Annotated in this window: 23 protein-coding genes; 13 read left to right on the forward strand and 10 right to left on the reverse strand. The window is 66.4% G+C overall.

What is annotated here, in order from left to right:
- The first annotated feature begins 107 nt into the window (after positions 1–107).
- The 3 genes from QNO03_RS09910 to QNO03_RS09920 all read left to right on the forward strand — a co-directional run bounded on the left by QNO03_RS09910 (position 108) and on the right by QNO03_RS09920 (position 4,419).
- On the forward strand, positions 108–3,449 hold the full coding sequence (locus QNO03_RS09910) for a DEAD/DEAH box helicase (protein ID WP_289603169.1): 3,342 nt from the start codon (positions 108–110) through the stop codon (positions 3,447–3,449).
- 191 nt (positions 3,450–3,640) lie between these two features.
- Positions 3,641–3,901, forward strand: a complete 261-nt coding sequence (locus QNO03_RS09915) for a hypothetical protein (protein ID WP_229949295.1) — start codon at positions 3,641–3,643, stop codon at positions 3,899–3,901.
- Between the two features lie 65 nt (positions 3,902–3,966).
- Complete coding sequence (locus tag QNO03_RS09920; RefSeq protein WP_289603170.1) at positions 3,967–4,419, forward strand: MarR family winged helix-turn-helix transcriptional regulator; 453 nt, start codon at positions 3,967–3,969, stop codon at positions 4,417–4,419.
- 1 nt (position 4,420) lies between these two features.
- Here QNO03_RS09920 and QNO03_RS09925 read toward each other — a convergent pair whose 3' ends face one another.
- On the reverse strand, positions 4,421–5,044 hold the full coding sequence (locus QNO03_RS09925; RefSeq protein WP_289603171.1) for an FMN reductase: 624 nt from the start codon (positions 5,042–5,044) through the stop codon (positions 4,421–4,423).
- A 244-nt stretch (positions 5,045–5,288) separates the two neighbouring features.
- On the opposite strand from QNO03_RS09925, the gene QNO03_RS09930 reads away from it, so the two are divergent.
- On the forward strand, positions 5,289–5,822 hold the full coding sequence (locus QNO03_RS09930; protein ID WP_289603172.1) for a hypothetical protein: 534 nt from the start codon (positions 5,289–5,291) through the stop codon (positions 5,820–5,822).
- A 258-nt stretch (positions 5,823–6,080) separates the two neighbouring features.
- On the opposite strand, the gene QNO03_RS09935 is transcribed toward QNO03_RS09930, so the two are convergent.
- Positions 6,081–7,751: an FAD-binding dehydrogenase gene (locus QNO03_RS09935; RefSeq protein ID WP_289603173.1), complete on the reverse strand. Its 1,671-nt coding sequence runs from the start codon at positions 7,749–7,751 to the stop codon at positions 6,081–6,083.
- Positions 7,752–7,950: 199 nt separating this feature from the next.
- On the opposite strand from QNO03_RS09935, the gene QNO03_RS09940 reads away from it, so the two are divergent.
- Complete coding sequence (locus QNO03_RS09940) at positions 7,951–8,094, forward strand: hypothetical protein (protein ID WP_229949287.1); 144 nt, start codon at positions 7,951–7,953, stop codon at positions 8,092–8,094.
- Between the two features lie 90 nt (positions 8,095–8,184).
- Here the strand turns inward: QNO03_RS09940 and QNO03_RS09945 are convergent, their stop codons facing one another.
- Positions 8,185–8,418: a YegP family protein gene (locus QNO03_RS09945; protein ID WP_229949286.1), complete on the reverse strand. Its 234-nt coding sequence runs from the start codon at positions 8,416–8,418 to the stop codon at positions 8,185–8,187.
- A 122-nt stretch (positions 8,419–8,540) separates the two neighbouring features.
- Between QNO03_RS09945 and QNO03_RS09950 the strand changes: the two genes are divergently transcribed.
- From QNO03_RS09950 to QNO03_RS09960, 3 genes are read left to right on the forward strand one after another with little or no spacing between them, the layout of a single operon-like run.
- Positions 8,541–9,047, forward strand: a complete 507-nt coding sequence (locus QNO03_RS09950) for a very short patch repair endonuclease (protein ID WP_289603174.1) — start codon at positions 8,541–8,543, stop codon at positions 9,045–9,047.
- Positions 9,048–9,058: 11 nt separating this feature from the next.
- Positions 9,059–9,751, forward strand: a complete 693-nt coding sequence (locus tag QNO03_RS09955) for an HAD family hydrolase (protein ID WP_289603175.1) — start codon at positions 9,059–9,061, stop codon at positions 9,749–9,751.
- A 21-nt stretch (positions 9,752–9,772) separates the two neighbouring features.
- On the forward strand, positions 9,773–9,997 hold the full coding sequence (locus tag QNO03_RS09960) for a hypothetical protein (protein ID WP_229949280.1): 225 nt from the start codon (positions 9,773–9,775) through the stop codon (positions 9,995–9,997).
- Between the two features lie 5 nt (positions 9,998–10,002).
- Here QNO03_RS09960 and QNO03_RS09965 read toward each other — a convergent pair whose 3' ends face one another.
- Together QNO03_RS09965 and QNO03_RS09970 are read right to left on the reverse strand one after the other, a co-directional pair.
- Positions 10,003–12,507: a Tex family protein gene (locus tag QNO03_RS09965; RefSeq protein WP_289603176.1), complete on the reverse strand. Its 2,505-nt coding sequence runs from the start codon at positions 12,505–12,507 to the stop codon at positions 10,003–10,005.
- Positions 12,508–12,557: 50 nt separating this feature from the next.
- On the reverse strand, positions 12,558–12,851 hold the full coding sequence (locus QNO03_RS09970) for a DUF503 domain-containing protein (RefSeq protein WP_289603177.1): 294 nt from the start codon (positions 12,849–12,851) through the stop codon (positions 12,558–12,560).
- A 77-nt stretch (positions 12,852–12,928) separates the two neighbouring features.
- Between QNO03_RS09970 and QNO03_RS09975 the strand changes: the two genes are divergently transcribed.
- The 5 genes from QNO03_RS09975 to QNO03_RS09995 all read left to right on the forward strand — a co-directional run bounded on the left by QNO03_RS09975 (position 12,929) and on the right by QNO03_RS09995 (position 17,420).
- Positions 12,929–13,417, forward strand: coding sequence for a DUF2243 domain-containing protein (locus QNO03_RS09975; protein WP_289603178.1), 489 nt, complete (start codon positions 12,929–12,931; stop codon positions 13,415–13,417).
- On the forward strand, positions 13,410–14,192 hold the full coding sequence (locus tag QNO03_RS09980; protein WP_289603179.1) for a cytochrome c oxidase assembly protein: 783 nt from the start codon (positions 13,410–13,412) through the stop codon (positions 14,190–14,192). Before QNO03_RS09975 ends, QNO03_RS09980 begins: the two co-directional genes overlap by 8 nt.
- 129 nt (positions 14,193–14,321) lie before the next feature.
- Positions 14,322–15,533 carry a type III polyketide synthase gene (locus QNO03_RS09985; RefSeq protein WP_289603180.1) on the forward strand — a complete coding sequence of 404 codons (1,212 nt, stop codon included), beginning with the start codon at positions 14,322–14,324 and terminating at the stop codon, positions 15,531–15,533.
- Positions 15,530–16,273: a class I SAM-dependent methyltransferase gene (locus QNO03_RS09990; RefSeq protein ID WP_289603181.1), complete on the forward strand. Its 744-nt coding sequence runs from the start codon at positions 15,530–15,532 to the stop codon at positions 16,271–16,273. The genes QNO03_RS09985 and QNO03_RS09990 overlap by 4 nt, the downstream gene beginning before the upstream one ends.
- Positions 16,263–17,420: an FAD-dependent oxidoreductase gene (locus QNO03_RS09995; protein ID WP_289603182.1), complete on the forward strand. Its 1,158-nt coding sequence runs from the start codon at positions 16,263–16,265 to the stop codon at positions 17,418–17,420. Before QNO03_RS09990 ends, QNO03_RS09995 begins: the two co-directional genes overlap by 11 nt.
- Before the next feature lie 2 nt (positions 17,421–17,422).
- On the opposite strand, the gene QNO03_RS10000 is transcribed toward QNO03_RS09995, so the two are convergent.
- The 5 genes from QNO03_RS10000 to speB all read right to left on the reverse strand — a co-directional run bounded on the left by QNO03_RS10000 (position 17,423) and on the right by speB (position 22,893).
- A complete protein-coding gene (locus QNO03_RS10000; RefSeq protein ID WP_289603276.1) occupies positions 17,423–19,060 on the reverse strand; it encodes an MDR family MFS transporter in 1,638 nt (545 codons plus the stop codon).
- 41 nt (positions 19,061–19,101) lie between these two features.
- Positions 19,102–19,614 carry a MarR family winged helix-turn-helix transcriptional regulator gene (locus QNO03_RS10005; RefSeq protein WP_289603183.1) on the reverse strand — a complete coding sequence of 171 codons (513 nt, stop codon included), beginning with the start codon at positions 19,612–19,614 and terminating at the stop codon, positions 19,102–19,104.
- An 88-nt stretch (positions 19,615–19,702) separates the two neighbouring features.
- The gene (locus QNO03_RS10010) at positions 19,703–20,113 is read right to left on the reverse strand and encodes an ACT domain-containing protein (RefSeq protein WP_289603184.1); all 411 of its coding nucleotides are present in this window, start codon (positions 20,111–20,113) and stop codon (positions 19,703–19,705) included.
- Positions 20,114–20,254: 141 nt separating this feature from the next.
- The gene (locus tag QNO03_RS10015; protein ID WP_289603185.1) at positions 20,255–21,928 is read right to left on the reverse strand and encodes a thiamine pyrophosphate-binding protein; all 1,674 of its coding nucleotides are present in this window, start codon (positions 21,926–21,928) and stop codon (positions 20,255–20,257) included.
- Positions 21,925–22,893: an agmatinase gene (gene speB / locus QNO03_RS10020; RefSeq protein WP_289603186.1), complete on the reverse strand. Its 969-nt coding sequence runs from the start codon at positions 22,891–22,893 to the stop codon at positions 21,925–21,927. Before speB ends, QNO03_RS10015 begins: the two co-directional genes overlap by 4 nt.
- Positions 22,894–22,964: the final 71 nt, after the last annotated feature.

Raw genomic sequence — 22,964 nt, forward strand, 5'->3', positions numbered from 1 at the left:
TGACCTGCGTTACCCACCATCCTAGGCATGGCCCCCGGACCGAGGCCAAATCCGCGGGGAGGGAACCGGCGGCGGAAACCGTCAGCGCTGCGTGAGACGATAAAACCATGCTCGAAACCCCTCCGCTCGTAGACGTCACCGACGTCATCCGCGTGGTTGGCGGCTCGGCGTTTCAACGGGGCCAGACCTACGCCAAGGGCGGTGCCGTCGAGGCGCTGGAATGGGACCCGCAGGGCGAAGTGCTGCGCGCCTCGGTCCGAGGCAGTGCCTCGGTTCCCTACCGGATCATGCTTCAGCTCGGCGCCAAGCGCCAGGGCGACTACCGCCTGTTGGACAACCACTGCAGCTGCCCCCTCGGTTTTGACTGCAAGCATGTGGCCGCCGTGGCACTGCAGAGCAACACCGAGCACCTGATTTCCCGGCAGGAACTCTCCGCTCCTGCCGTACGCCAGTCCGTGCCGGCCTGGCAGCAGTCACTGCAGACCCTGATCGATGCTGATCTGGCGGACAGCTCCAAACCCACCGAAACCACACCCCTGGCTCTGCAGTTTGAACTGCGGAACTTCGCCGCCGCTGCCGCGTCCCGCTGGGGCGCCGCCCCCGCCCCGCGCAGCCGGCACCGGGCCACCCCCTTCCGTCTGGGCGTCCGTCCGGTGGTGCGCAATTCCAAGGGCAACTGGGTCAAGAACAACCTGGCCTGGAGCAACATCAGTTATCAGACCTACGGGCTGCGGCTGGACCCCGACCAGCACCGCTGGTTCTCCCAGTTCCCCGCCCTGCACCGCTCCAACGGCGTCAGCTATTTCGGCCAGAACGACTCCTGGCTGTACCTCGACGACTTCGCCAACCCCCTGCTCTGGCAGCTGCTGGATGAAGCAGTGCGACTGGGGATCCCCTTTGTCGGCACCAAGAAAGACACCCACGTCCGGGTGGGGAAACTGGCCACCCTGTCCCTGGATGTCCGGGCAGCAGGCGCCGAGACTCCCGCGCCCCTGCAGCTGCTGCCCACCCTGGAAATCGACGGGCAGCCCGTCCCGCTGGAAGACGCCGGCATCATCGGCAGCCATGGGGTCTACCTTCGGTCCCCGCAAAACTCCATCACGCTGGCCCCCACGGCCAAGACCCTGACCGAGCAGGACAAGGGACTGCTGCTGCAGGGTGCCCCGGTGATGGTGCCGAAGGCGGACGCTCCCGTGTTCCTGGAGAAGTTCTACCCGCGGCTGCGGCAGGTCCTGCCGGTCACCAGCAGTGACGACTCGGTGGAGTTCCCCGAGATCGAGCCACCTGTCCTGGTCCTCACGGCCGCATTTGGCGCCGAGGATGAGCTGACCCTGACCTGGAACTGGTCCTACCGGCACGGCAGTTCCCAGACCCTGCTGCCGCTCACCCGTGCGCCGCAGGCAGGCCGGTCGGCGGACGACGACGATGCCTCCTACCGTGATATCCCCGCCGAGGCGGAACTCCTTGCTGCCGCAGGAAAGACCCTGCATGCGGTCCCCCGCAATCGGACGCTGCGCGAGATCGAGGCCGCCGAATTCACCGAGCATGTCCTGCCGGAGCTGGAAAAGCTCGACGGGGTGCGGGTGGAGATCGAGGGAACCCGGCCCGACTACCGGGAGCTGCTTGAGGCACCGAAGCTGAAGATCACCACGGTGGAAACCGAACGCCGGGACTGGTTCGACCTCGCCGTGATGGTCACGGTGGAGGGCCGGCTGGTGCCGTTCGCGGAAATCTTCAAGGCCATTGCCCAGGGCAAAACCAAGCTGATGCTGGTGGACCGCACCTACCTTTCCCTGGACCGTCCCGAGTTTGAGCACCTGCATGCCCTGATCAATGAGGCACAGGGCCTGCAGGAATGGGATACCGGCGAACTGTCCATCAGCCGCTACCAGGCCGGGCTGTGGTCCGAGCTGGAGGAACTGGCGGAGGAAACCGAGGAAGCGGTTGCCTGGCGGCAGTCGGTCTCCGCCCTCCTGGACCTGGAGTCGGTGGACCCGGTGCCGCTGCCCGCCGGACTCGAGGCCAGCCTGCGCCCTTACCAGCATGAAGGTTTCAACTGGCTGGCCTTCCTGTGGGACCACGGCCTGGGCGGCATCCTGGCCGACGACATGGGACTCGGCAAGACCCTGCAGACCCTGGCCCTGCTCGCCCATGCCCGGGAAAAGCAGGCAGAATCGGCTGCAGAATCACCGGAGACCGCGCCGGCCCGCAAACCGTTCCTGGTGGTTGCCCCCACTTCGGTGGTGCCCAACTGGGCATCCGAAGCCGCACGCTTCACCCCGGGACTGAAGGTGGTCTCCGTCTCCGACACCACCGGCAAGTCCCGGATACCGCTGGCGGAAGTAGTGGCAGGGGCCGACGTCGTCCTCACCTCCTACGCGGTGTTCCGGCTCGATTTCGCCTCCTACCGGAAACTGGAGTGGGACGGCTTGATCCTGGACGAGGCGCAGTTCGTGAAGAACCGGGTCACCCGCGTGCATCAGTGCGCCCGCGATCTGCCGGCCCCGTTCAAGCTGGCCATCACCGGCACCCCGATGGAAAACAACCTGATGGAGCTCTGGGGCCTGTTCGCCATTGTGGCGCCTGGGCTGTTCCCCTCCGCCCGCAAATTCACCGACGAATACCAGCGGCCCATCGAACGTGGCGACAGCCCCGAATTGTTGGCGCGGCTGCGCAGGCGCATCAAGCCGCTGCTGATGCGCCGCACCAAGGAAGCCGTGGCCAAGGACCTGCCGGAGAAGCAGGAGCAGATCCTCGAGGTGGAGCTGCATCCGAAGCACCGCAAGATTTACGAGACGCATCTGCAGCGCGAACGCCAGAAACTCATGGGCCTGATCCAGGACATGGACCGGAACCGGATGATCGTGTTCCGCTCGCTCACCCTGCTGCGCATGCTCAGCCTGGACGCCTCGCTCGTCGAGCCGGAAGAGTACGACGGCGTGCCCTCCGCGAAGCTGGACGTGCTCTTTGACCAGCTCGAAGACGTCACGGCCGAAGGACACCGCGCGCTGATCTTTAGCCAGTTCACCTCCTTCCTGAAGAAGGCAGCGCAGCGCCTGGACGAACAGGGCATCAAGTACGCCTACCTCGACGGCTCCACCCGCAACCGGGCCGAGGTGATCGCGTCCTTCAAGGACGGCGTGGTCCCCGTGTTCCTGATCAGCCTCAAGGCCGGTGGATTCGGGCTGAACCTGACCGAGGCGGACTACGTCTTCCTGCTGGATCCGTGGTGGAACCCGGCGGCGGAATCCCAGGCCGTGGACCGCACGCACCGGATCGGGCAGAAGAACAACGTCATGGTGTACCGCATGGTCGCCAAGGACACCATCGAGGAAAAGGTCATGGCGCTCAAGGAGCAGAAAGCGAAGCTGTTCTCCTCCGTGATGGACGACGACGCCGTCTTCAGCTCCGCGCTCACGGCCGACGACATCCGTTCCCTGTTGCAGTAGCGGAACGACTCCAGCGGAGAGGGTGCCAGAGTGAATTCGGGCACCTGTGTTCCTTCGGCACCCGCATAATCGCGCGGCTGTCCGCGCCTCCGCTGAATTCTACAGTCCGTAGAAACCGTTACCGTGGAAACAGGGTCCGCTGCCGCCGTCGGACGGTCGCGGGCAAGCCACACGCGTACCGAGGAAAGGCAATGAGCGTCCAGGAATCCACGCTGGTCCGGCCGGTGGAGACTCCCCCGAAGGATGAAGACGAGCTGGTGCATGTTTTCTGCACCCCCTGCAAACGGCGGGCACGAAGCCGTGCGCGCCGCCCGGTCCCCTACTGCGGCAAACAAATGCCCAACCGCCCACTGAAGGACGACACCGGAGATCTTCCCGTCTGCGCAGTGTGCTTGGACCTGGCCCGCTCCGCGCCCTGTCCAAGGTGTGGAACCATGGCCCGCTTCGCCTGAGCCGAACCACCGGAGGCTGTACCAGAGCCATTCCCTGTACCGGAATTGATTTGTACAGTGGAGAGATGGCCAATCAGGAGCGTCCCATCGGATTCTGGCTCAAGCTCGTCGACCAGCTGGTTGATGACCAGTTTGGCGCCAGCTTCGAAGAACACGGCGTCACCCGACGGCAATGGCAGATGATGAACCTGCTGGTGGAAGGGCCCGCAACCCAGAAGCAGCTCTCGGACGGCCTGCGCCCCTTCTTCCCCGCAGTGGAGACCGGCACGTCCGCCGAGCTCATCGAAGAGCTGCGGGAATCCGGCTGGGTGCTTTTGGAAGACGGCCAGTACCAGCTCACCGATCTGGGTAGCCGCAGCCTGGAAAATCTCCGTGGTGCCGTGGACCGCATTCGGCAGCTCATGACGGACAACATCACCGAAGAGGAATACGGTGCTCTGCTGGCTGTCCTGCAGCGGATGGCCAGCAACCTGGGCTGGGACGGCGACGTCGCCTCCGGCCCGCGCGTCGATACCTAGGCTAGTTCCGTTGCGTCTGGGCGAGCAGTTCCTCGAACGGGAGCGACTCGGCCGGGTTACTGCGCTTTTGCACCGGAGCATCCCCCAGGAGCGCCGCCAGTTCTCCGGCAGCTCGGCGGACCCGCTGGTCCAAAGTTCCGGTACCGGTCTCGCCCGAGCCCCAGTCACCCGGTGCCGCATAAACAGCCGTCGGGGCGATCCGTGCCCGGAGGTAGCTGAACATGGGCCGCAGGGAATAGTCCAGGACCATGGAATGCCGCGCACTGCCTCCGGTGGCGCCAAGCAGAACGGGCTTGCCGTCCAGCGCACTGTTATCGACGATGTCGAAGAAAGACTTGAACAATCCGCTCATCGAGGCCGTGAAGACGGGCGTCACCGCGACCAGTGCATCCGCCGCGACTAGCTCATTGATGGCCGCTTCCAACCGCGGTGCGGCATAACCGGTCACCATGTTGTTGGCGATGTCCACCGCGTATTCACGCAGTTCGAAGGTGGTGACACTGACGGTCGAACCCAGGGCTTCGATCTCTGTCTTGGCGGCCGCGGCGAGGGCATCGGCAAGCATCCGGGACGACGACGGAACACCCAGTCCGCCCGACACCACCACTATTCTGCGATCCACCACACCATCCTCCTCTTCATGCGTTTGCATGTTTGTTTCAACCGCGGCGGGGGCTGCCTTATTCCGGGCCCGATAGTCCGTTCGGTGGAACCGGGAGCACCGGAAGCCCTTCCCCCGTCGAAAAACAGCGCAAATCTCCCCCGGAGTGTGGAAGTGCGAAGGCGGGGTTATGGCTAGGCTTGCCGGAAGACTTTCTTATTCGTCCTTCGTTTGACGATATGTGGACTAAACCTTTAGGGAGAAATACATGAGCATGCCTCCGAATTACAACTACGGCGCCTACAGCAGCGGCCAGCCTGCAAATCCCCCCGCGGCACCGCAGCGTCCGGCCGCCGTCGAACGTGGGTTCTGGCTCCTGATTGCCTCCGCTGTGGCCAGTCTGCTCGGCCTGCTCCTGGCCCTCCCGGAGCTGACCTCGGATGAAACCCGCAGTGAACTGGCCCGCCAGAGCGGCCTGTCTGCGGCCGAGGTGGATACGGCAGTAACCATCGGCCTCGTCACGGCGATCACCATCGGCCTGGTCAGCGTGGCCGTCAGCGTGCTGTTCGCCATCTTCGCCCGCAAGGGCCACAACTGGGCGCGGATTGTCATCACCGTCTTCGCGGCCCTGTCCCTCCTCACCCTGATCGGCATCGACGGTTCGGCTGCGGGCATCCTCAGCCTTATTTCCGTGCTGCTGACCGTCGCAGCTGTCGTCTTGTTCTTCACCAAGCCGGCCAGTGCTTTCTTTGCCCAGATGAAGCAGTACCGCCAGGCAAAAGCCCTGGGCTACGCTGGCTAGCAGCCGAAACTCCGGCCCGTGACAGACGACGGCCGGGACGCCTTCGCGGCGTCCCGGCCGTTCTGTTTATGTTCGACGCCGTCTAATCTCGGCGGTCCTAGCGGGGCTGGGACAGCCCGTGAGCCCCGCATCGCCGAGCGAGGAACGAGCGGGAAAGCAGCGAACCAGGGTTCCCTGACCGAGCATGCGAGGCCAGGGTGGGTTCGCTGCCGCTAAGGGGCGGCGGGCTGTCCCCTGCCCTGCTAGCCAGGCGACACTCTAGCCCGCGGCTGCGCGCCCAGCCGACCTGCCGCTGAACAGGCACCCACCGAGGAACGTCCCCTCCAGCGAGCGGTAGCCATGCATACCGCCGCCGCCGAATCCGGCGGCCTCGCCCGCGGCAAAGAGTCCGGGGACCGGAGCGCCGTCGTCTGCCAGGACCCGTGACTGCAGGTCCGTCTCCAGTCCGCCAAGCGTTTTGCGGGTCAGCACTGACAGGCGGACGGCGATCAGGGGGCCGGCCTTCGGGTCGAGGATGCGGTGTGGCGCCGCGGTGCGGATCAACCGGTCGCCCAGATAGGTACGGGCTCCGCGGATGGCGGTGACCTGGGAATCCTTCGTGAACGGGTTGCGGATCTCCCGGTCCCGGGCCTCCAGCTCCTGCCGCACCGCTTCAGCGGACAACACGGGCGCGTCCCCCTGCAGCGACGAGCCCTTGGCCAGCAGGTTCATGCCCGCCACGAGTTCCTCGACCGAATCCGCAGTAATGAAGTCCTCGCCGTGGTCCAGGAACGCCTGGACGGGGGCAGGCACTCCGGCCGTGGCCCGCTTCAGGACGTCCCGGAGGGATTTTCCGGTGAGGTCCGGATTCTGTTCCGAGCCGGAGAGCGCGAATTCCTTGCGGATGATCGCCTTGTTCAGAATGAACCAGCTGTAGTCGGAGCCGGTGCGGCGCAGGTGTTCAAGGGTCCCGAGGGTATCGAATCCCGGGAACAGCGGCACCGGCAACCGGTTTCCCGCCGCGTCCAGCCACAGCGAGGACGGGCCGGGGAGGATCCGGATCCCGTGGTTCTTCCACACTGGGTCCCAGTTCCGGATTCCTTCCACGTAATGCCACATGCGGTCGGGGTTGATGACCTGCCCGCCCGCGGCCTGGGCAATTCCAATACCCCTGCCGTCCACGTGCTCCGGCACACCGCTGAGCATGGTTGCCGGCGCCGAGCCCAGGCGTCCGGGCCAGGATGCCCGGACGGCGTCGTGGTCTCCGCCGATACCTCCGGTGGTGAGCACCACCGCGGAGGCACTGAACTCAAAGTCCCCAACAACGTTCCGGCTGGACGCGGTGCCGCGGGCCGCCGTCGTGGGCTCCAGGATGCTGCCCCGCACCCCGGTCACGGCACCACCGGTGAGGACGAGGTCATCGAGGCGGTGGCGGAACGCGAAACGCACCAGCCCGCGTTCGACGCCGTCGCGCACCTTGGCCTCGAACGGTGCGGTGATCCCCGGCCCCGTACCCCAGGTGATGTGGAAGCGCGGAACCGAGTTGCCCGGCCCGGTGGCACCGTAGCCGCCGCGCTCCGCCCAGCCCACCACCGGGAACAGCCGGTGCCCCATCTGCTGCAGCCAGGCCCGCTTCTCCCCCGCCGCAAAATGCACATACGCCTCGGCCCACCGGCGCGGCCAGAGGTCCTCGTCGCGGTCAAAACCCGCAGTGCCCAGCCAGTCCTGCCAGGCGAGGTCCACGGAGTCCTTCACCCGCAGCCGGCGCTGCTCCGGTGAATCCACAAGGAAAAGCCCACCGAAGGACCACCAAGCCTGACCACCCAGGCTCTGGGCGCCCTCCTGTTCAACCAGGATCACCGAGCGCCCGGCGTCCACCAGCTCGGCGGTGGCCACCAGGCCGGCAAGTCCGGCACCAACAACAATGACGTCTGCGTCTTTGGGCTGCATCCGGCACACGCTACCGGCGCCGGCCGGCCCTGGCCAGCAGCGTGCGCCAGGCGTGTCTGGGGTGTCTGGCTCGGCGGCGCCCGGAGGATCCGTCCAGGGCTTCTAGACTCGCGCGGGAGTTTCTAGACTGGAAGGCAGGGCCGCTCTGAAGGAGAACCGGCAAATGCCGGTGTCGGCTGGAAACGAATCGGAGATCCACATGAGTGAACAGGGTGCCAACGAGGAAAAGGACTCCAACCGGACCCATCCGCAGGAGCCTTCCGAAGGGACTACGGACGAGAAGGAGAACGCGCAGCGCGAGCATACCCAGGAGCCTGCCGAGGGCGGCGAAGACCAGTCCTGAGCCGGTTGGATTCACCTACAACGCAGCCAGGCCTCCAGTTCCCCGAGGGGGAGCCGGAGGCCTGACCGATTGTTCGTGCACGTTGACTCGTCAGCCGGCTGCCGCCTTGCGGGCCGAGGTCCTGGCATCGCCCAGTACGTCCGAATCCCTGCTCTGGTCAACCACAGGACCCGTTCCTGCAATTTCCCGCAGCTGGGCAATTCCAGCCGCTGCTTCCTGCTTGGTTTCGAAAGTCGTGGATACCGCCATCAGCGTTCCGTCGCCGGCGATGAGCTTAATGCGGTAGCCCTCGTGGGCGTCGACCAGCTTGAAATAGCCCGACATCTCTTACCTCCTTGTAAGGGTCGTATCAGTGGTTTCAATAGTAAGTCACCTTACGAGTCCGCAGACCCCTCCGGGCCAAATCAGGCACCGTGAGATGCAATTGTGATCTCTAGACTGGACCCATGGCCGATACCGTCACGCCGGAACAGCGCAGCCGCAACATGTCCCGTATCCGGGGCAAGAACACCAAACCCGAACTGCTGATCCGCAGCATCCTCCACGCCGCGGGGTACCGTTTCCGGCTGCACGGCTCTTTTGGGAAGGCCCCGCTTCCGGGAAAGCCCGACCTCGTTTTCGCCGGGCGCCGGAAAGTCCTCTTCGTCAACGGGTGCTTCTGGCATTTCCACTCATGCCGGGCAGGACAGCGGGCACCAAAAACCAATAGCGGGTTTTGGGCCGCGAAACGCAACCGGACCGTCGAGCGGGATGCTGCCGCCCAGGCACGGTTGGAAGCGGAAGGCTGGGACGTCCTGGTGGTCTGGGAATGCGAACTAAAAGACCGCAGCCTCCTCGAGCAGCAGCTGCGGACCTTCCTGGGCCCGCCCGGGCGCGTTCCCTCAGTACCGGCACCGCTGGCGGTACCGCCGCCGCTAGACTCGGAACCAGATATCAGCACCAATCAAGACTGAGGCGGCACACCATGAGCAGTTCGGGCAGCGGCAAGCGGGGCGTTCTTTTCGATGTGGACGGCACCCTGGTGGATTCCAACTACCTGCACGCCGTCGCGTGGTGGCAGGCCTTCCGCCGGATGGAGCACGACGTCCCGATGTCCGCCATCCACCGTGCCATCGGCATGGGCGGAGACAAGCTCGTGGAGCACCTCCTGGGCGAGGACCGCAACAAAGACGAGGACGAACAGCTCGACGCTACGCACGGCGCCATCTTTTCCACGTGGTGGCCGTCGCTGCGGTCCTTCGACGGTGCCAGCGAACTGCTGAAAGCCTGCTCGGGCAAGGACCTCGAAGTTGTGCTCGCATCCTCTGCTTCCGGTGCGGAGCTGGAGTTCCTACGCACCGTGATTGAAGCGGAATCCGCCATCACCGGTGCCACCAGCTCCTCTGATGCCGAGGCCAGCAAACCGTCACCGGACATCCTCGAGGCTGCCCTGGAAGCCGGCGGTCTCGAGGCTGCCAACACGGTGTTCGTGGGTGACTCGGTCTGGGACATCAAGGCTGCCGCGAAGCTCTCCATTCCCACCATCGGCGTGACCTGCGGCGGCACCAGCGAAGCCGAACTGCGCGAGGCCGGCGCCGAGGAAGTCTACGAAAACCCCCGGGCCCTTCTTGCGGCCCTGGACACCAGCCTGCTGGGCGCACTCATCAACCGAAGCTAGGCATCACCGAGAGGATCCCCCGTGACCACTGAACCCACCGGACCTGCCAACGACGCCGACGATCCGCTCGGCCCCAGCGCTCCGCAGCCCGGACCCACGGGTGAACCCCGCAAGCCGGGCAGCGCTTCACATTCGGCCGGCAACATCCGCGATGACCAGGGAACGTCCCCTGCCGGAACTGTTCCCGCCGCCCCCGAGAAGGCTGACGAAGCCGCCGAGGCCGGGAGCCCGGCAGACTCCGACTAGGGGAGTTACTTCAGCAGCCCGGCCGCACGCAGCGCGTCCGCCATCGCTCCGGCGGGCGCGTTGGATGCGGGTGTATTGGGTGAGGTGGCTTTAGATGCGGGCGAGCCGGACCGGGGAGCACCGGATTTCCCACCGGATGCCGGCACCCTGGCAGCACCGGGCTTTTTGGCGTTGGGCTTCGCCGCGTCTCGATGCGCCGAGTCAGGCTTCGCCGCCTTCGGCTTGCCAGCTCCCGGCTTGCCTGCACCCGGCTTGCCTGCGCCAGCCTTCGGTCCGCCAGACCGCCCACCCGGCTCGGCGGCGTCGTCGTCAAGGCGAAGCGTGAGCGAAATCCGTTTCCGCTCCGGGTCCGCCTCCATCACCTTGACCTTCACTACCTGGCCGGAGCGGACCACCTCGCGCGGATCCGAAATGAACGTGTGCGACATGGCGGAGATGTGTACCAGTCCGTCCTGGTGCACTCCCACGTCCACGAATGCCCCGAAGGCAGCAACGTTGGTGACCACGCCGTCGAGCACCATTCCGGGGTGCAGATCGGCGATCTTTTCGATCCCCTCCGAGAAGGTCGCCGTTTCGAACGCCGGCCGCGGATCCCGCCCGGGCTTGCGGAGCTCGGCAATGATGTCCAGGACGGTGGGCAGGCCCACGTGCTCGTCCACGAACGCAGCCGGATCCACCCCGGCCAGGACGGCACCGGAGGCGCTCATGGTTTCCCCGGCCGCCGCGAGGACCTTCCGGGCAATCGGGTAGGACTCCGGGTGCACGCTGGTACCGTCCAGCGGCTCCATTCCCGCACTGACGCGCAGGAACCCGGCACACTGTTCAAAGGCCTTGGCCCCCAGCCGCGGCACCTTCAGCAGGTCCTGCCGCCGGGTAAACCGTCCATTCGCGTTGCGGTAGGCCACGATGTTTTCGCTCAGCAGCGGACCGACGCCGGCCACCCGGGACAGCAGCGACGGGGAGGCGGTGTTGACGTCCACCCCCACGGCATTCACGCAGTCCTCAATCACGGCGTCCAGGGAGCGCTCCAGCTTCGCCGGCGTCACGTCATGCTGGTACTGCCCCACTCCGATCGACTTCGGATCGATCTTGACCAGTTCCGCCAGGGGATCCTGCAGCCGCCGGGCAATGGATACCGCGCCGCGCAGGGAGACATCCATCCCGGGAAGTTCGGCGGAGGCGAGAGACGAGGCGGAATAGACGGACGCACCGGCTTCGGACACCACCAGCTTGCGCACCGACCCGCCGGGCACCAGCCGGATCAGCTCCGCGGCCAGCTTGTCCGTTTCCCGGGACGCGGTGCCGTTGCCGATCGCGATCAGTTCCACCCCATGTTCCTTCACCAGCTCCGCCAGCGTTGCCAGGGCGTCGTCCCAGCGGCGCATGGGTGCATGCGGGTACACCGTATCGGTGGCCACCACCTTGCCGGTACCGTCCACCACCGCCACCTTCACACCCGTCCGGAGCCCGGGGTCCAGTCCGAGGGTGGCCCGGTTTCCCGCCGGGGCGGCGAGCAGGACATCGCGCAGGTTGGCGGCGAAAACCCGCACAGCCTCGGTTTCCGCGTCGGTGAAGAGCCGGACGCGCAGGTCCACCGCGAGTTTGGCGAGGATCCGGCGCCAGGCGAGCTGCACTGTCTGCATCAACCAGGCATCGGCGGGCCGGCCACGCTCGGCCACCCCCAGACGGGCAGCGACGGAGCGTTCGTATCGGGCACGGGCGGCGGCAAGGGCCTCGGCATCCGCCGGATCGCCCTCGGTCAGCGCCAGTTCCAGCATGCCCTCCTTCTCGCCGCGGAACAGTGCCAGGACGCGGTGCGAGGGCATGCCGGCGGGTGACTGGGAAAAATCGTAATAGTCGGTGAATTTACGCCCTTCGGCTTCCTTCCCCGGACGTACCTGCGAGCGCATCCGTCCCTGCCGCCAGAGCTTCTCGCGCTGCTCGGTCAACAGGTCTGCGTTCTGGGACACCCGTTCAATCAGGATGGCCCGCGCTCCGGCGAGCGCTTCGGCCGCGTCCGGAACGCCGTCGCGCACGTACCGCGCAGCTTCGGCTTCCGGAGAATGCCGGGGGTCGGCCAGCAGAGTATCCGCCAGCGGTTCCAGGCCTGCTTCGCGGGCAATCTGTGCCTTCGTCCGCCGCTTGCTCCGGTACGGCAGGTAGATATCCTCCAGCCGGGACTTGGTCTCGGCGCCGACGACGGCGGCCCGCAGCTCTTTCGTCAGCTTCCCCTGGGCATCAATCGCCTCGAGGATGACCCGCCGGCGGTCCTGCAGCTCGCGCAGGTACCGCAGCCGTTCATCCAGGTCCCGCAGCTGGGCGTCATCCAGCGTGCCGGTGACCTCCTTCCGGTACCGGGCAATAAACGGAACCGTGGCGCCGCCGTCGAGCAGCTCCACCGCGGCCCGGACCTGCCAGGGGGCAACCCCCAGTTCGGCGGCCAGTTGGGCGATCACCTGCTCATCGGTGGATCCGGAAAGGTTGACGGGTTCTACGGCGCTAAGACTCACGCGCCCAATTGTTCCCCATTTCTCCGACCGATGTCAGCTGGACGGAGCGCCTAGTCCTCCCCGGTGAAGAGTTGACGCCGGACGCTCAACAGTTCCACTTCGGGGCGGCCGGCCACGAACCGTTCCGCGGCGTCGAGCACGTCCACCACATGGGAGCGGTCCGCCGCCACGAGCCCAACCCCAATCCCGGACCGGCGGTGCAGGTCCAAAGAACCAACCTCGGCAGCGGAAACGTCGAACTTACGCCGCAGTTCGGCAAGGATCGGCCGGACCACCGACCGTTTGCCTTTGAGGGAGTGCACGTCTCCCAGCAGCAGGTCCAGTTCAAGTGCGCCTATCCACATGCACCCCATCCTTGCCGGGGAGTCCGCTCCTGTCACGCGGGCCTGCGGCGGGACGGTACCGGTGTTATGTTCGAAGAATGAGCTCTACCCTCCGCACGCGCCGCTCTCCGCGCCTGCGTAACCTGGTTTCCGGCGTGCTGTTTGGCATTGGGCTGGCTGCCTTCGTTGATGAAGTGATCTTCCACCAGCTTCTCCAGTGGCACCATTTCTACGACCGCTCCACTACCTCCGTCGGGCTGTTTTCGGACGGTCTGTTCCATGCCTTCGGCTGGTTTGCCGTGGTAGCCGGTCTCTTCCTGTTCGCGGATCTGCGCCGGTGGCACGAGACCCTCTGGCAGCGCTGGATTGGCGGGGTCCTGCTGGGCGCCGGAGTTTTCCAGCTGTACGACGGGACGGTGCAGCACAAGCTGCTCGGACTGCACCAGATCCGCTACGAGGTGGACCTGCTGGCCTATGACACGGTCTGGAACGTGATTGCCGGTCTGCTGATTCTTGCCGGTGCATGGCTCACCTACCGCACCCGCACTGCTGTTCCGCGGGAACGGGAAACCCCCGCCGATGCATAGCCACGGCGGCGGCGACTTTCCCGCAGAGTCGTTGTTCTTCATTCCCGCCGTGGTGGCTGTGGTCGCTTACTGGGCCGGCGCCCTCTCACCGCGTTCCGGGCGGTGGCCCTGGTACCGGACTGCGTTATTCACCCTGGGCGTGGCCGCCGTACTCGCCACGGTCCTGAACCCGTTGGCACGACTCGCCCACGAAGATTTCGCCGTGCTGAGCCTGTCCCACCTCCTGGCCGGGATGCTCTCCCCACTGCTGCTGGTGCTCTCGAGGCCGTTCACCCTGGCGCTGCGCACACTCGATGTTTTTCCGGCACGCCGTCTCTCCCGCCTGCTGCGCAGCAGGTTTGCCCGGTTCCTGTCCTTCCCGGTGACCGCCGCGCTGCTGAACACCGGCGGCATGATCCTGATGTTCCGCACCGGGCTGCTGCAGTCCATGCAGGAATCCATGCCCGTGCACTGGCTGGTGACCCTGCATCTGTTGGCGGCCGGCTATCTGTTCACCGCCTCCATAGTGGGACGGGACCCCTCTCCACACCGGTCCGGATACCGGTTGCGGGCAGCGGTGCTGGTGCTTTCCATCGCCGCGCACAATATCCTCGCCAAGAGCATTTACGCCGACCCGCCTCCCGGGATTTCCGCCGCGGCTGCGGAACAGGGTGCGCTGGTGATGTATTACGGCGGCGGGGTCCTGGAACTGGCCCTGATCGTCCTGTTGTGCCGGCAGTGGTATGCGTCGGCGCGGCCGCGGGGCCGGGTGGCATCCACCGCTTCCCCTCACTAGGTATGCCCGGTTGCCGGGGCGACCCGCAACCGGTTTCCCTGCCGGGGTTCCGGAAAACCAGTGGCTGAAGGCAACTTTCCAGCAACCGTTGCCATTGTGCAGAGCGTTGCCCTCCCCCAACAATGGACTATGACGGTTACCCTGAGGTCCCTGGAAACTGCGATCCCTCCAACAGTCCTGGTGCAGTCCGAAGTCCGTGACACCTTCGTGGCCCAGCCCGGCCTGACCCGCCTGGGTCAGCGGCTGGTGCGCACCTGCTTCGATTCCGCGGCCATCGACACCCGCCGCACGGCCCTGGCCGAACTCTCCCTGACGGACACCTCGGAACATCCCCTCTTCTACGACGCCCGCAGTGGCCTGCTGCTGCGGCCAAGCACCAAGACCCGGAACGACATCTTTGCCGTGGAGGCCACCAAGCTCTTCATCGAAGCAGCGTCAAAGGCGCTGGCTGCCTGCACCGGCGTCAACGCGGCGGACATCACGCACGTCATCACGGTCTCCTGCACCGGCTTCTTCAACCCCGGCCCGGACTACAAAGTCACCCGTGCCCTCGGGCTGAATCCCTCGGTCCAGCGCTACCATCTGGGGTTTATGGGCTGCTACGCCGCCTTCCCGGCCATGCGGGCCGCGAAATCCTTCTGTGAAGCCGACCCCCGCGCGGTCGTCCTGGTGGTCAGCGCGGAGCTGTGCTCCCTACACGTCCGCACCTCCAACGATCCCGATGCGATTCTGGGGTCCTCGCTCTTCGCCGATGGTGCGGCGGCCGCCGTCATCACCGCCCGCGATGACCTGCCCGACGCCGGTCCGGCCATCCAGCTGGACCATTTCGAAACGGTCCTGACCCCCGTCGGCGAAGAAGCCATGGCCTGGAACATTGGCGATGAAGGCTTCGAGATGGTCCTGGGCACCTACGTCCCCCACATCATCGACGACCACATCGTGGGCGCACTGGCTCCCCTGCTGGCCCACGACGAGTCGGTGAGCGTCCACCCCTACCGGGACATTGGGCACTGGGCCATCCACCCCGGGGGCCGCGCCATCCTGGACAAGGTGGAGGCAAAACTCGAACTCAGTGCACAGCAGCTGGTGCCGGCCCGGGAAACACTGCGCACGGTGGGCAACATGAGCAGCGCCACCGTCCTGTTTGTGCTCAAGTACATCCTGGAGCAGCCGTTCACCGGCGGCAATGAGCGGATCTGCTCCATGGCCTTCGGACCCGGCCTCACCGTGGAAACCGGTCTGTTCACCCGGGTCGGCGGCCCGGTCCAGCCGGCGGCCGCGGCAACGGAACAGGCGGCGGTGCCGGGAGGCCAGGTGGAGCCCGCGGGTGTTCCCGCATGACAGCCGTTTTCCCATCCCTTTCCACCCGGGCCCTCGACGCCGTGGAGGAAATGGACCGGCCCGACGCGGATCTCCTGCGCCTCGAGCGCACCTACGCGCAGTTCTGGCTGATCAATGCCGTGGTTTCGGGGTGGCGGCGCAACTATGTCCGCTATCTCCGTCCGCTGTTCAGGCAGGACGGCGGCGGCACCCTGCTGGACGTCGGCTCCGGTGGAGGGGATGTCCCCCGCTGCATCGCCCGCTGGTCCCGGCGGGATGGGCTAGCCGTGGAGATCACCGCGATTGACCCGGACCCGAGGGCGCATGCGTTTGCCTCCTCGCGTCCACCGATACCGGGACTGACCTTCCGCCGTGCGTTCAGCGGGGATCTGGTTGCCGAGGGACGGTCCTACGACGCGGTGATTTCCAACCACATGCTCCACCATTTGGCTCCGAAGGAACTGCGGGGGCTGCTGGCCGACTCGGAGCTGCTGGGACGGAAACTGTGCCTGCACAGCGACATTCAGCGCAGCCGGTGGGCCTACGCCCTGTTCTCCGTCGGAACGCTGCCGTTCTTCCCCGGCTCGTTCATCCGGGCAGACGGCCTGACCTCCATCCGCCGCAGTTACACGGCTTCGGAACTCGCGGCGGTGACACCGCCGGGCTGGCAGGGACGGCAGCAGAAGCCATGGCAGAACCTGCTTCTTTACCGGCCGCCGGTTCCTGCGCGGACCCCCACGGGCCAGTTCGATGCCGGCTGATCTTCCGCGCCGCAGCACCGACGTCGTGGTGGCGGGCGGCGGCCCGGTCGGACTGTACCTGGCCGTCCTGCTGCTGCAGGCAGGGGTGTCCGTCCAGGTCCTGGAACAGCGGCCGAGCCGCAGCAGCCATTCCCGGGCGATCGGGGTCCATCCGCCCGCCCTGGAGTCCCTGGCCCAGGCCGGCATTGGCGATGCCATGATCCGCGAAGGCGTCCGCATCACCCACGGGGAAGCCCGCAGTGCGGGGCGGACCGTGGCCCGCCTGGACTTCGCGGCGGCGTCGGACCGTTACCCCTTTGTCCTTACCCTGCCCCAGGTCCGTACCGAACATCTGCTGGAGGAACGGCTGCGTGCCCTGGATCCCGGCGCGCTGGTCCGGGGCAGCAAGGTCGAATCCTTTGACGACCTCGGGTCCTCCGTCCGTGTGTACGGGACCAGCGAAGGACAGCCCTTCATGACTGAGGCGGTCCTCCTGGTGGCGGCCGACGGCGCGCGGTCAGGCATCCGGTCCGCACTGGGCACCCGCTGGTCCGCACGCGATCTGCCAGACACCTACGTGATGGGTGATTACCCGGACGGTACCGGCGACGGGGCGCTGGCGGTGCTTTACCTGGAGCCGGAGGGGATCGTGGAGTCGTTTCCATTGCCGGGCGGGCTGCGCCGGTGGGTGGCGCATAGCGGTGCCCTGCCGCCGGAAGTCACCGCCGCCGGCCTCGCGCAGCTGGTCCACAGGCGGACCGGGCACCGCCTGGACGTGGCCGGAAATTCCATGCTGAGCGCCTTCGGGGTCCGGATTGGCCGGGCGCACCACCTGGTTTCCGGTCGTACGGTCCTGGTCGGGGACGCGGCCCACCAGATCAGTCCGATCGGCGGTCAGGGCATGAACCTTGGCTGGCTGGACGCGGCCGCCGTGGCACCGCTTATTGCCGCGTCCCTGCACGGGAAACCGATGGGACGGGCGCTGCAGGACTTCGAACGGCGGCGGCGGCGCGGCGCCGTTGTGGCCTCGGCGCAGGCACGCGCCAACATGGTGCTGGGCCGGCCGCTGCCTCAAAGAGCAATGGCCCTGCGCAACGCCGGGCTGGAACGGATGTTCCAGGTCCCGGCGTTGGGCGGGGCCGTGGCACGGCGTTTCACCATGCAGTAGGGCTATTTCGAGCTGCTGCCGTTCCGCGAGCCGGTGCTGTCGGCGGGAACCGGTGCGGCCGGATCCACGCTGGACATGGCGCCGGTGTGCAGCATTTCCGCGCCGCCGGTGAGGCCGGGCTCAAGCGGGTTGGCCGACGTCGGCTTGATGTCCAAAGTCCGGCGCAGCGCCTGCTCCTTGATGAACAGCACCGCGACCAGGGCGATGACCGCAACGGCAGCGGCGATCTTGAAGATATCCGCCGTACCCTCCGCATAGGCGATCCGGAAGAACATCTGGACTGCCGGCGGAAGCTCGCCGATGTCCAGCGTGGCGGTGGTGCCGTCTGCGTTGGTGGGCATACCGGCCTTGTCCAGTTCCTCCGTGACGCGGCGGCTGACCGAGCTGGAGAGCACTGCGCCGAGCACCGACACGCCGATGGCGCCGCCGACGGTGCGGAAGAATGCAACGGATGCACTGGCGGAACCGACATCCGTGACCTTGACCGTGTTCTGCACGGCCAGCACCAGGTTCTGCATCAGCAGGCCCATACCGATGCCCAGGATGAAGATGAACAGGCTGACGAGGACCATGTCGGTTTCGTGGTCGATGAAGCCGGCCAGTCCCGTCCCGAGAATCACCAAAATGGTGCCGATAATCAGGAAGCGCTTCCACTTGCCGAAGCGGGTGATGAGCAGGCCGGATCCCACGGAACCGAGCAGGTTGCCGGCAATCATGGGCAGCATCAGGAGTCCGGCTTCGGTGGGGGTGAAGCCGCGCGCCAGCTGGAAGTACTGGCCCAGGAAGGTGGTGGAGCCGAACATGGCGATACCCACGGCTACGGAAGCCAGGATGGCCAGGGCGGTGGTCCGCTGGCTGATGATCTTCAGCGGAATGATCGGTTCGGAGACCTTTGCCTCCACCAGCACCAGCAGGGCCAGCAGGACCAGGGATCCGCCCACCATGGCGGCCGTTTCCCAGGACCACCATTCGTAGTAGTCGGGCTTGCCTGCGAAGGAGACCCAGATCAGGAGCAGGGAGACACCTGCGGTGAGCAGGATGGAACCGAGCCAGTCGATTTTCGCGGGGCGGCGCACGTGTTCCAGCCGCAGGGTGACCTGCAGCAGGATCAGGGCGACGACGGCGAGCGGAACGCAGAGGAAGAAGGTCCAGCGCCAGCCCAGCGGACTGTCGACGATGAACCCGCCCAGCAGCGGGCCGCCGGCTGTGGCGACGGCCATGACGGCACCCATGTAGCCGGAGTACCGGCCGCGTTCCCGCGGCGGAATGATGGAACCGATGATCGCCTGGGCCAGTGCAGTCAGGCCGCCCATGCCCAGTCCCTGGATGACGCGTGCGGTCAGCAGCAGGTCCATGGAATGGGAAAAACCTGCGAGGACGGAACCGGCAACAAAGATCACGATGCTCAGCTGCACCAGCAGCTTCTTGTTGAACAGGTCCGCGAGCTTGCCCCAGATGGGTGTGCTCACCGCGTTGGCCAGCAGGGCTGCCGTGACCACCCAGGCGAAGTCCGTCTGGGTTCCGTGCAGGTCGGCCATGATCGTGGGCAGGGCATTGGCCACGATGGTGGTGCTCAGCATCGCCGTGAACAATGCGGCCAGCAGGCCGGTCAGGGCCTGCAGGATCTGGCGGTGGCTCATCTCGCCGGGAATATGTTTCTTCCGGACAGTCTTGGTCTCGGTCACTTAGCTGTTTGCTCCTGTGGATAGGATTCGGAGGTTTCCGGCGTCCTCCCGGGGGTTCCGGGTGCGCGGCGGATAGACGTAAAAAGCGAGTCGGAGAGCGACCCGATGGTTTCTGCGGCAAGCCGGGCCTGGTCCTCGGACCAGGCGGCGAGCGCTTCCTGCAGCACGGCTGCCCGGTTTTTCATGGCGTCGTGAAGAACCGACTCCCCCAGTTCGGACAGGCTGATGAGGTAGGCGCGGCGGTCCTGGGGGTGCGGGCGGCGCCGGACGTAACCGAGTTCTTCGAGTTCGGCGACGTGGCGGCTCAGGCCGGCGGGGCCGATGCCGAGTTTGGCGGCAAGCTCGGTTGCCCGCAGCTCACCGTCCTCGCCGATCATGCGCATAACTCCCTGCAGTGCCACGCCGGGTCCACCGTGGTCGGCACTGTGTTGGGTGACGCACCGCAACGTTCGCTGCAGGGCGAAGATCTTCCGGATCAGATCATCCGCCGTTTCCTGTTGCATAGGCATGGGGATGGTCTCCGGGGGTGTTGGGTACTGATAGTTGACCTAGGCAACTATACGCGGAAATTTGCCTAGGTCAACTAACTAAACAGTCCTAGCGAAGCGTGTGGCCTGCCGCCTGCAGTACGTCGCGGGCCTGGCCGTACTGCGGCGCGGGAACCATGAGGATGTCGCCGTCGAAAGTCGAAACGACGAACACCGGGCAGCCGGCGGCTGAGAGAGGTGCAACTAAGGAGGTCACCACACCGGTCAGCCCGAACGGAATTGGACCGGAGGCATAAAACGCTGCCCACATTCCGTCAATTTCGGCGTCCGCCGGGGCAACCGCAGCGGGGCAGACAATCGAAAGCTCCTGCGGGGTTCGGGTGACGGAGACCCATCCTCCGAGCGGAGAACCTGCCAGAAGCACAGCGGGTACCTCCGCCGCCGGGGGAAGCCGTGCGATCACGTAATCACCGGCAAGGACATGCAACTCCACGGAAGGAGTGGGGACAGGAAAGGTCATCGAAGAGTCCTGATTCACTTTGTGCGGAAGGCCCCGACAGGGTGGGGCCGCGCCAATCGCACCCCCACATCATGCCAGAGGGTCATTTTCTTCCCGGTTGAGCCGCGCGTGCGCGTCGAGGTCCGCCCCCCCCGATCCCCGTCAGACAAGATGCGTGGGAGCAAAAAGTCCTATCCGCGCTTCAACCACAACCACATTGGGACCCTCGGCAGTGAAGGACTGCTCCAAGGCAGTACGGATGTCCACGGGGGCGCAGCGCCGGGCCGGCACGCCGAATGATTCGGCCAGCTTCACGAAGTCCGGACGGGCCAGTTCCGTGGCCGTGGCCTTGCCGAAGGCGTCCTCCATGTATTCGCGAAGGATGCCGTAGCCACCGTCGTCGACAATCAGCCAGGTCACCGGAAGGTTATGCTGCCGGGCCGTGGCCAGTTCGGCAATGGAGTACATGGCCGACCCGTCGCCGGACACGGCGAGCACCCGCTCCCCCAGGCCCACCGCACCTCCGATCGCCCCCGGGTAGCCGTACCCCAGGCCGCCGGCTCCCTGGGCGGAGTGGAACCGGCCTGCCTTCGAGTCCCAGCAGCTCCACGCCCAGTAGGCGGCGATGGTCATGTCCCAGTAGGTCTGCATACCGTCCGGCACTGCGGCTCGGATGTCCGCCATAAAGCGGCGCTCCATGCCGAGGTCCTGGGCATCCAGCCGGGCCTGTACCCGCGCCAGTGCACCGGCCACCAGCTCCTCCGCGCCCTGCCCGTGCCAGTCGGGGAGGCGTTCCGCCGGCCGGAGGGCCTCGTCGAGGGCATCCAGCGCCTGCCGGGCGTCGGCACGGATACCGAGGGCGGGACGGTTCGATTCCAGGACGCGGGGTTCGGCGTCGATCTGGATGATCCGGCCGCGGGGTGCCATCGTGAAGTAATTGGACGTCACTTCCCCCAGCGACGAACCGATGACCACCAGGACATCGGCGTCCTCGAGCACCTCCGTCATGTACCGGTCTTCCATCCAGGCCTGCAGTGATAGCGGATGGTTCCAGGGGAAGGCGCCGTTGCCGCCCGGCGTCGAGATGACCGGCGCGTGCAGTTTCTCCGCGATCGATAGCAGCGGGGCCTCGGCGCCGCTGCGGCGCACCCCTCCCCCGGCGATCACCGCCGGACGCCGCGCTGCTTCCAGCCAGCGCACGGCCTCCTTGACCAGCTCGCTGCGCGGCGGATTGTCGAACGGCTCCGCGAGCGCGTCTTCCACCGCGGGAACCAGCACCGGGTGAAGCAGCACGTTCTGCGGAATCTCGATCCAGACCGGTCCCGCAGGCGAGGAAATGGCTTCGGTCCAGGCATCCTGGATGGCCGAAGGAATACCGGAGGCATGCTGGATGAGCCGCTGGCTCTTGGTGACATTCGCTGCGGAGGCCTTCTGGTCATCCAGCTGGTGCAGCATCCCCCGGCGCCGTGCACCCAGCCCGTCCAGGGGGATCTGGCTGGCGACCACGATCATCGGCACCCCGGTGGCATAGGCCTCCTGCAGTCCGGACAGGGCGGTCAGGGCGCCGGGGCCGGTGGAGAGGAAGAGCACCCCCACCTGTCCCGTGGCCCGGGAGAAGCCGTCGGCCGCAAACGCGGAGTTGTTTTCCACCCGGGAGGAGATGAAATCGAGCCGGGAGCGGGACAGTGCGTCAAAGAGTCCCAGCGCGTGCTGGCCGGGAATGCCGAAAACCTTGCTGGCACCGAGGGCTTCAAGGGTTTCGATCACCAGGTCTCCGCCGTTACGGACGGGTCCCGTCCCGGTGAAGGCATCGGAGGCGCTGAACTCACCGCTCATGCGGACAGTCCCATCAGGGTGATCAGGTCGTAGGCCACGTGCGAGGCGGCCACCGCGGTAATGTCCGCGTGGTCATAGGCCGGGGCAACCTCGACGACGTCGGCGCCCACCAGGTTCAGTCCACGCAGCCCGCGCAGGATCTCCAGCAGCTCGCGGCTGGTGATGCCGCCGGCCTCCGGGGTGCCGGTGCCCGGGGCGTGTGCCGGGTCCAGGACGTCGATGTCCACGGAGATGTACAGCGGCCGGGTGCCGATGCGGTCGCGCAGCTTCGCGACGACCTCGTCCACCCCCTGCCGGAAAACGTCGGACGAGGTAAGGATGCCAAAACCGAAACGCCGGTCATCCGCCAGGTCCTTCTTCCCATAGAGCGGGCCACGGGTGCCCACATGGGACATGGCGTCCGTGTCCAGGATGCCTTCCTCGACCGCCCGACGGAACGGCGTGCCGTGTGTGTAGGCGGCACCGAAGTAGGTGTCCCAGGTGTCCAGGTGCGCGTCGAAGTGCAGCAGTGCCACCGGGGACCCGGCCCGTTCGGCAGCCGCGCGCAGCAGGGGCAGGGCGATGGTGTGGTCCCCACCCAGGGTCAGCAGCTTGGCACCGTCTTCGGTCAGGCCCAGGGCGTTCTGCTGCACTGTGTCGATGGCTTCACTGATGTTGAAGGGATTCACTGCCATGTCCCCGGCATCGGCCACCTGCAGGTTTTCGAACGGCGACGCGTCCAGCGCCGGGTGATACGGACGCAGCAGCCGGCTGGCTTCCCGGACGTGGTTGCCGCCGAACCGCGCCCCGGGACGGTAGGACACGCCGCTGTCGAAGGGCACCCCCACCACGGCCACGTCCACCTGTTCCAGCTGGTCCAGGCGGGGCAGCCGGGCGAAGGTGGCTGCCCCGGCGTACCGCGGGACCTGTGCGGCATCCACCGGCCCCAAGCGGCCGTTGGCGTTCACGCGGGGAGTCTCATCCATGGGCGCTGTCTCCGGATCCAGGGCGGGCATCGTCGTCCGCCGTCGGGGGTTACGTGGGGTAACCAGAGGTG

This window comes from Arthrobacter sp. zg-Y877 (assembly GCF_030373105.1).
Taxonomy (GTDB): Bacteria; Actinomycetota; Actinomycetes; order Actinomycetales; family Micrococcaceae; genus Arthrobacter_B.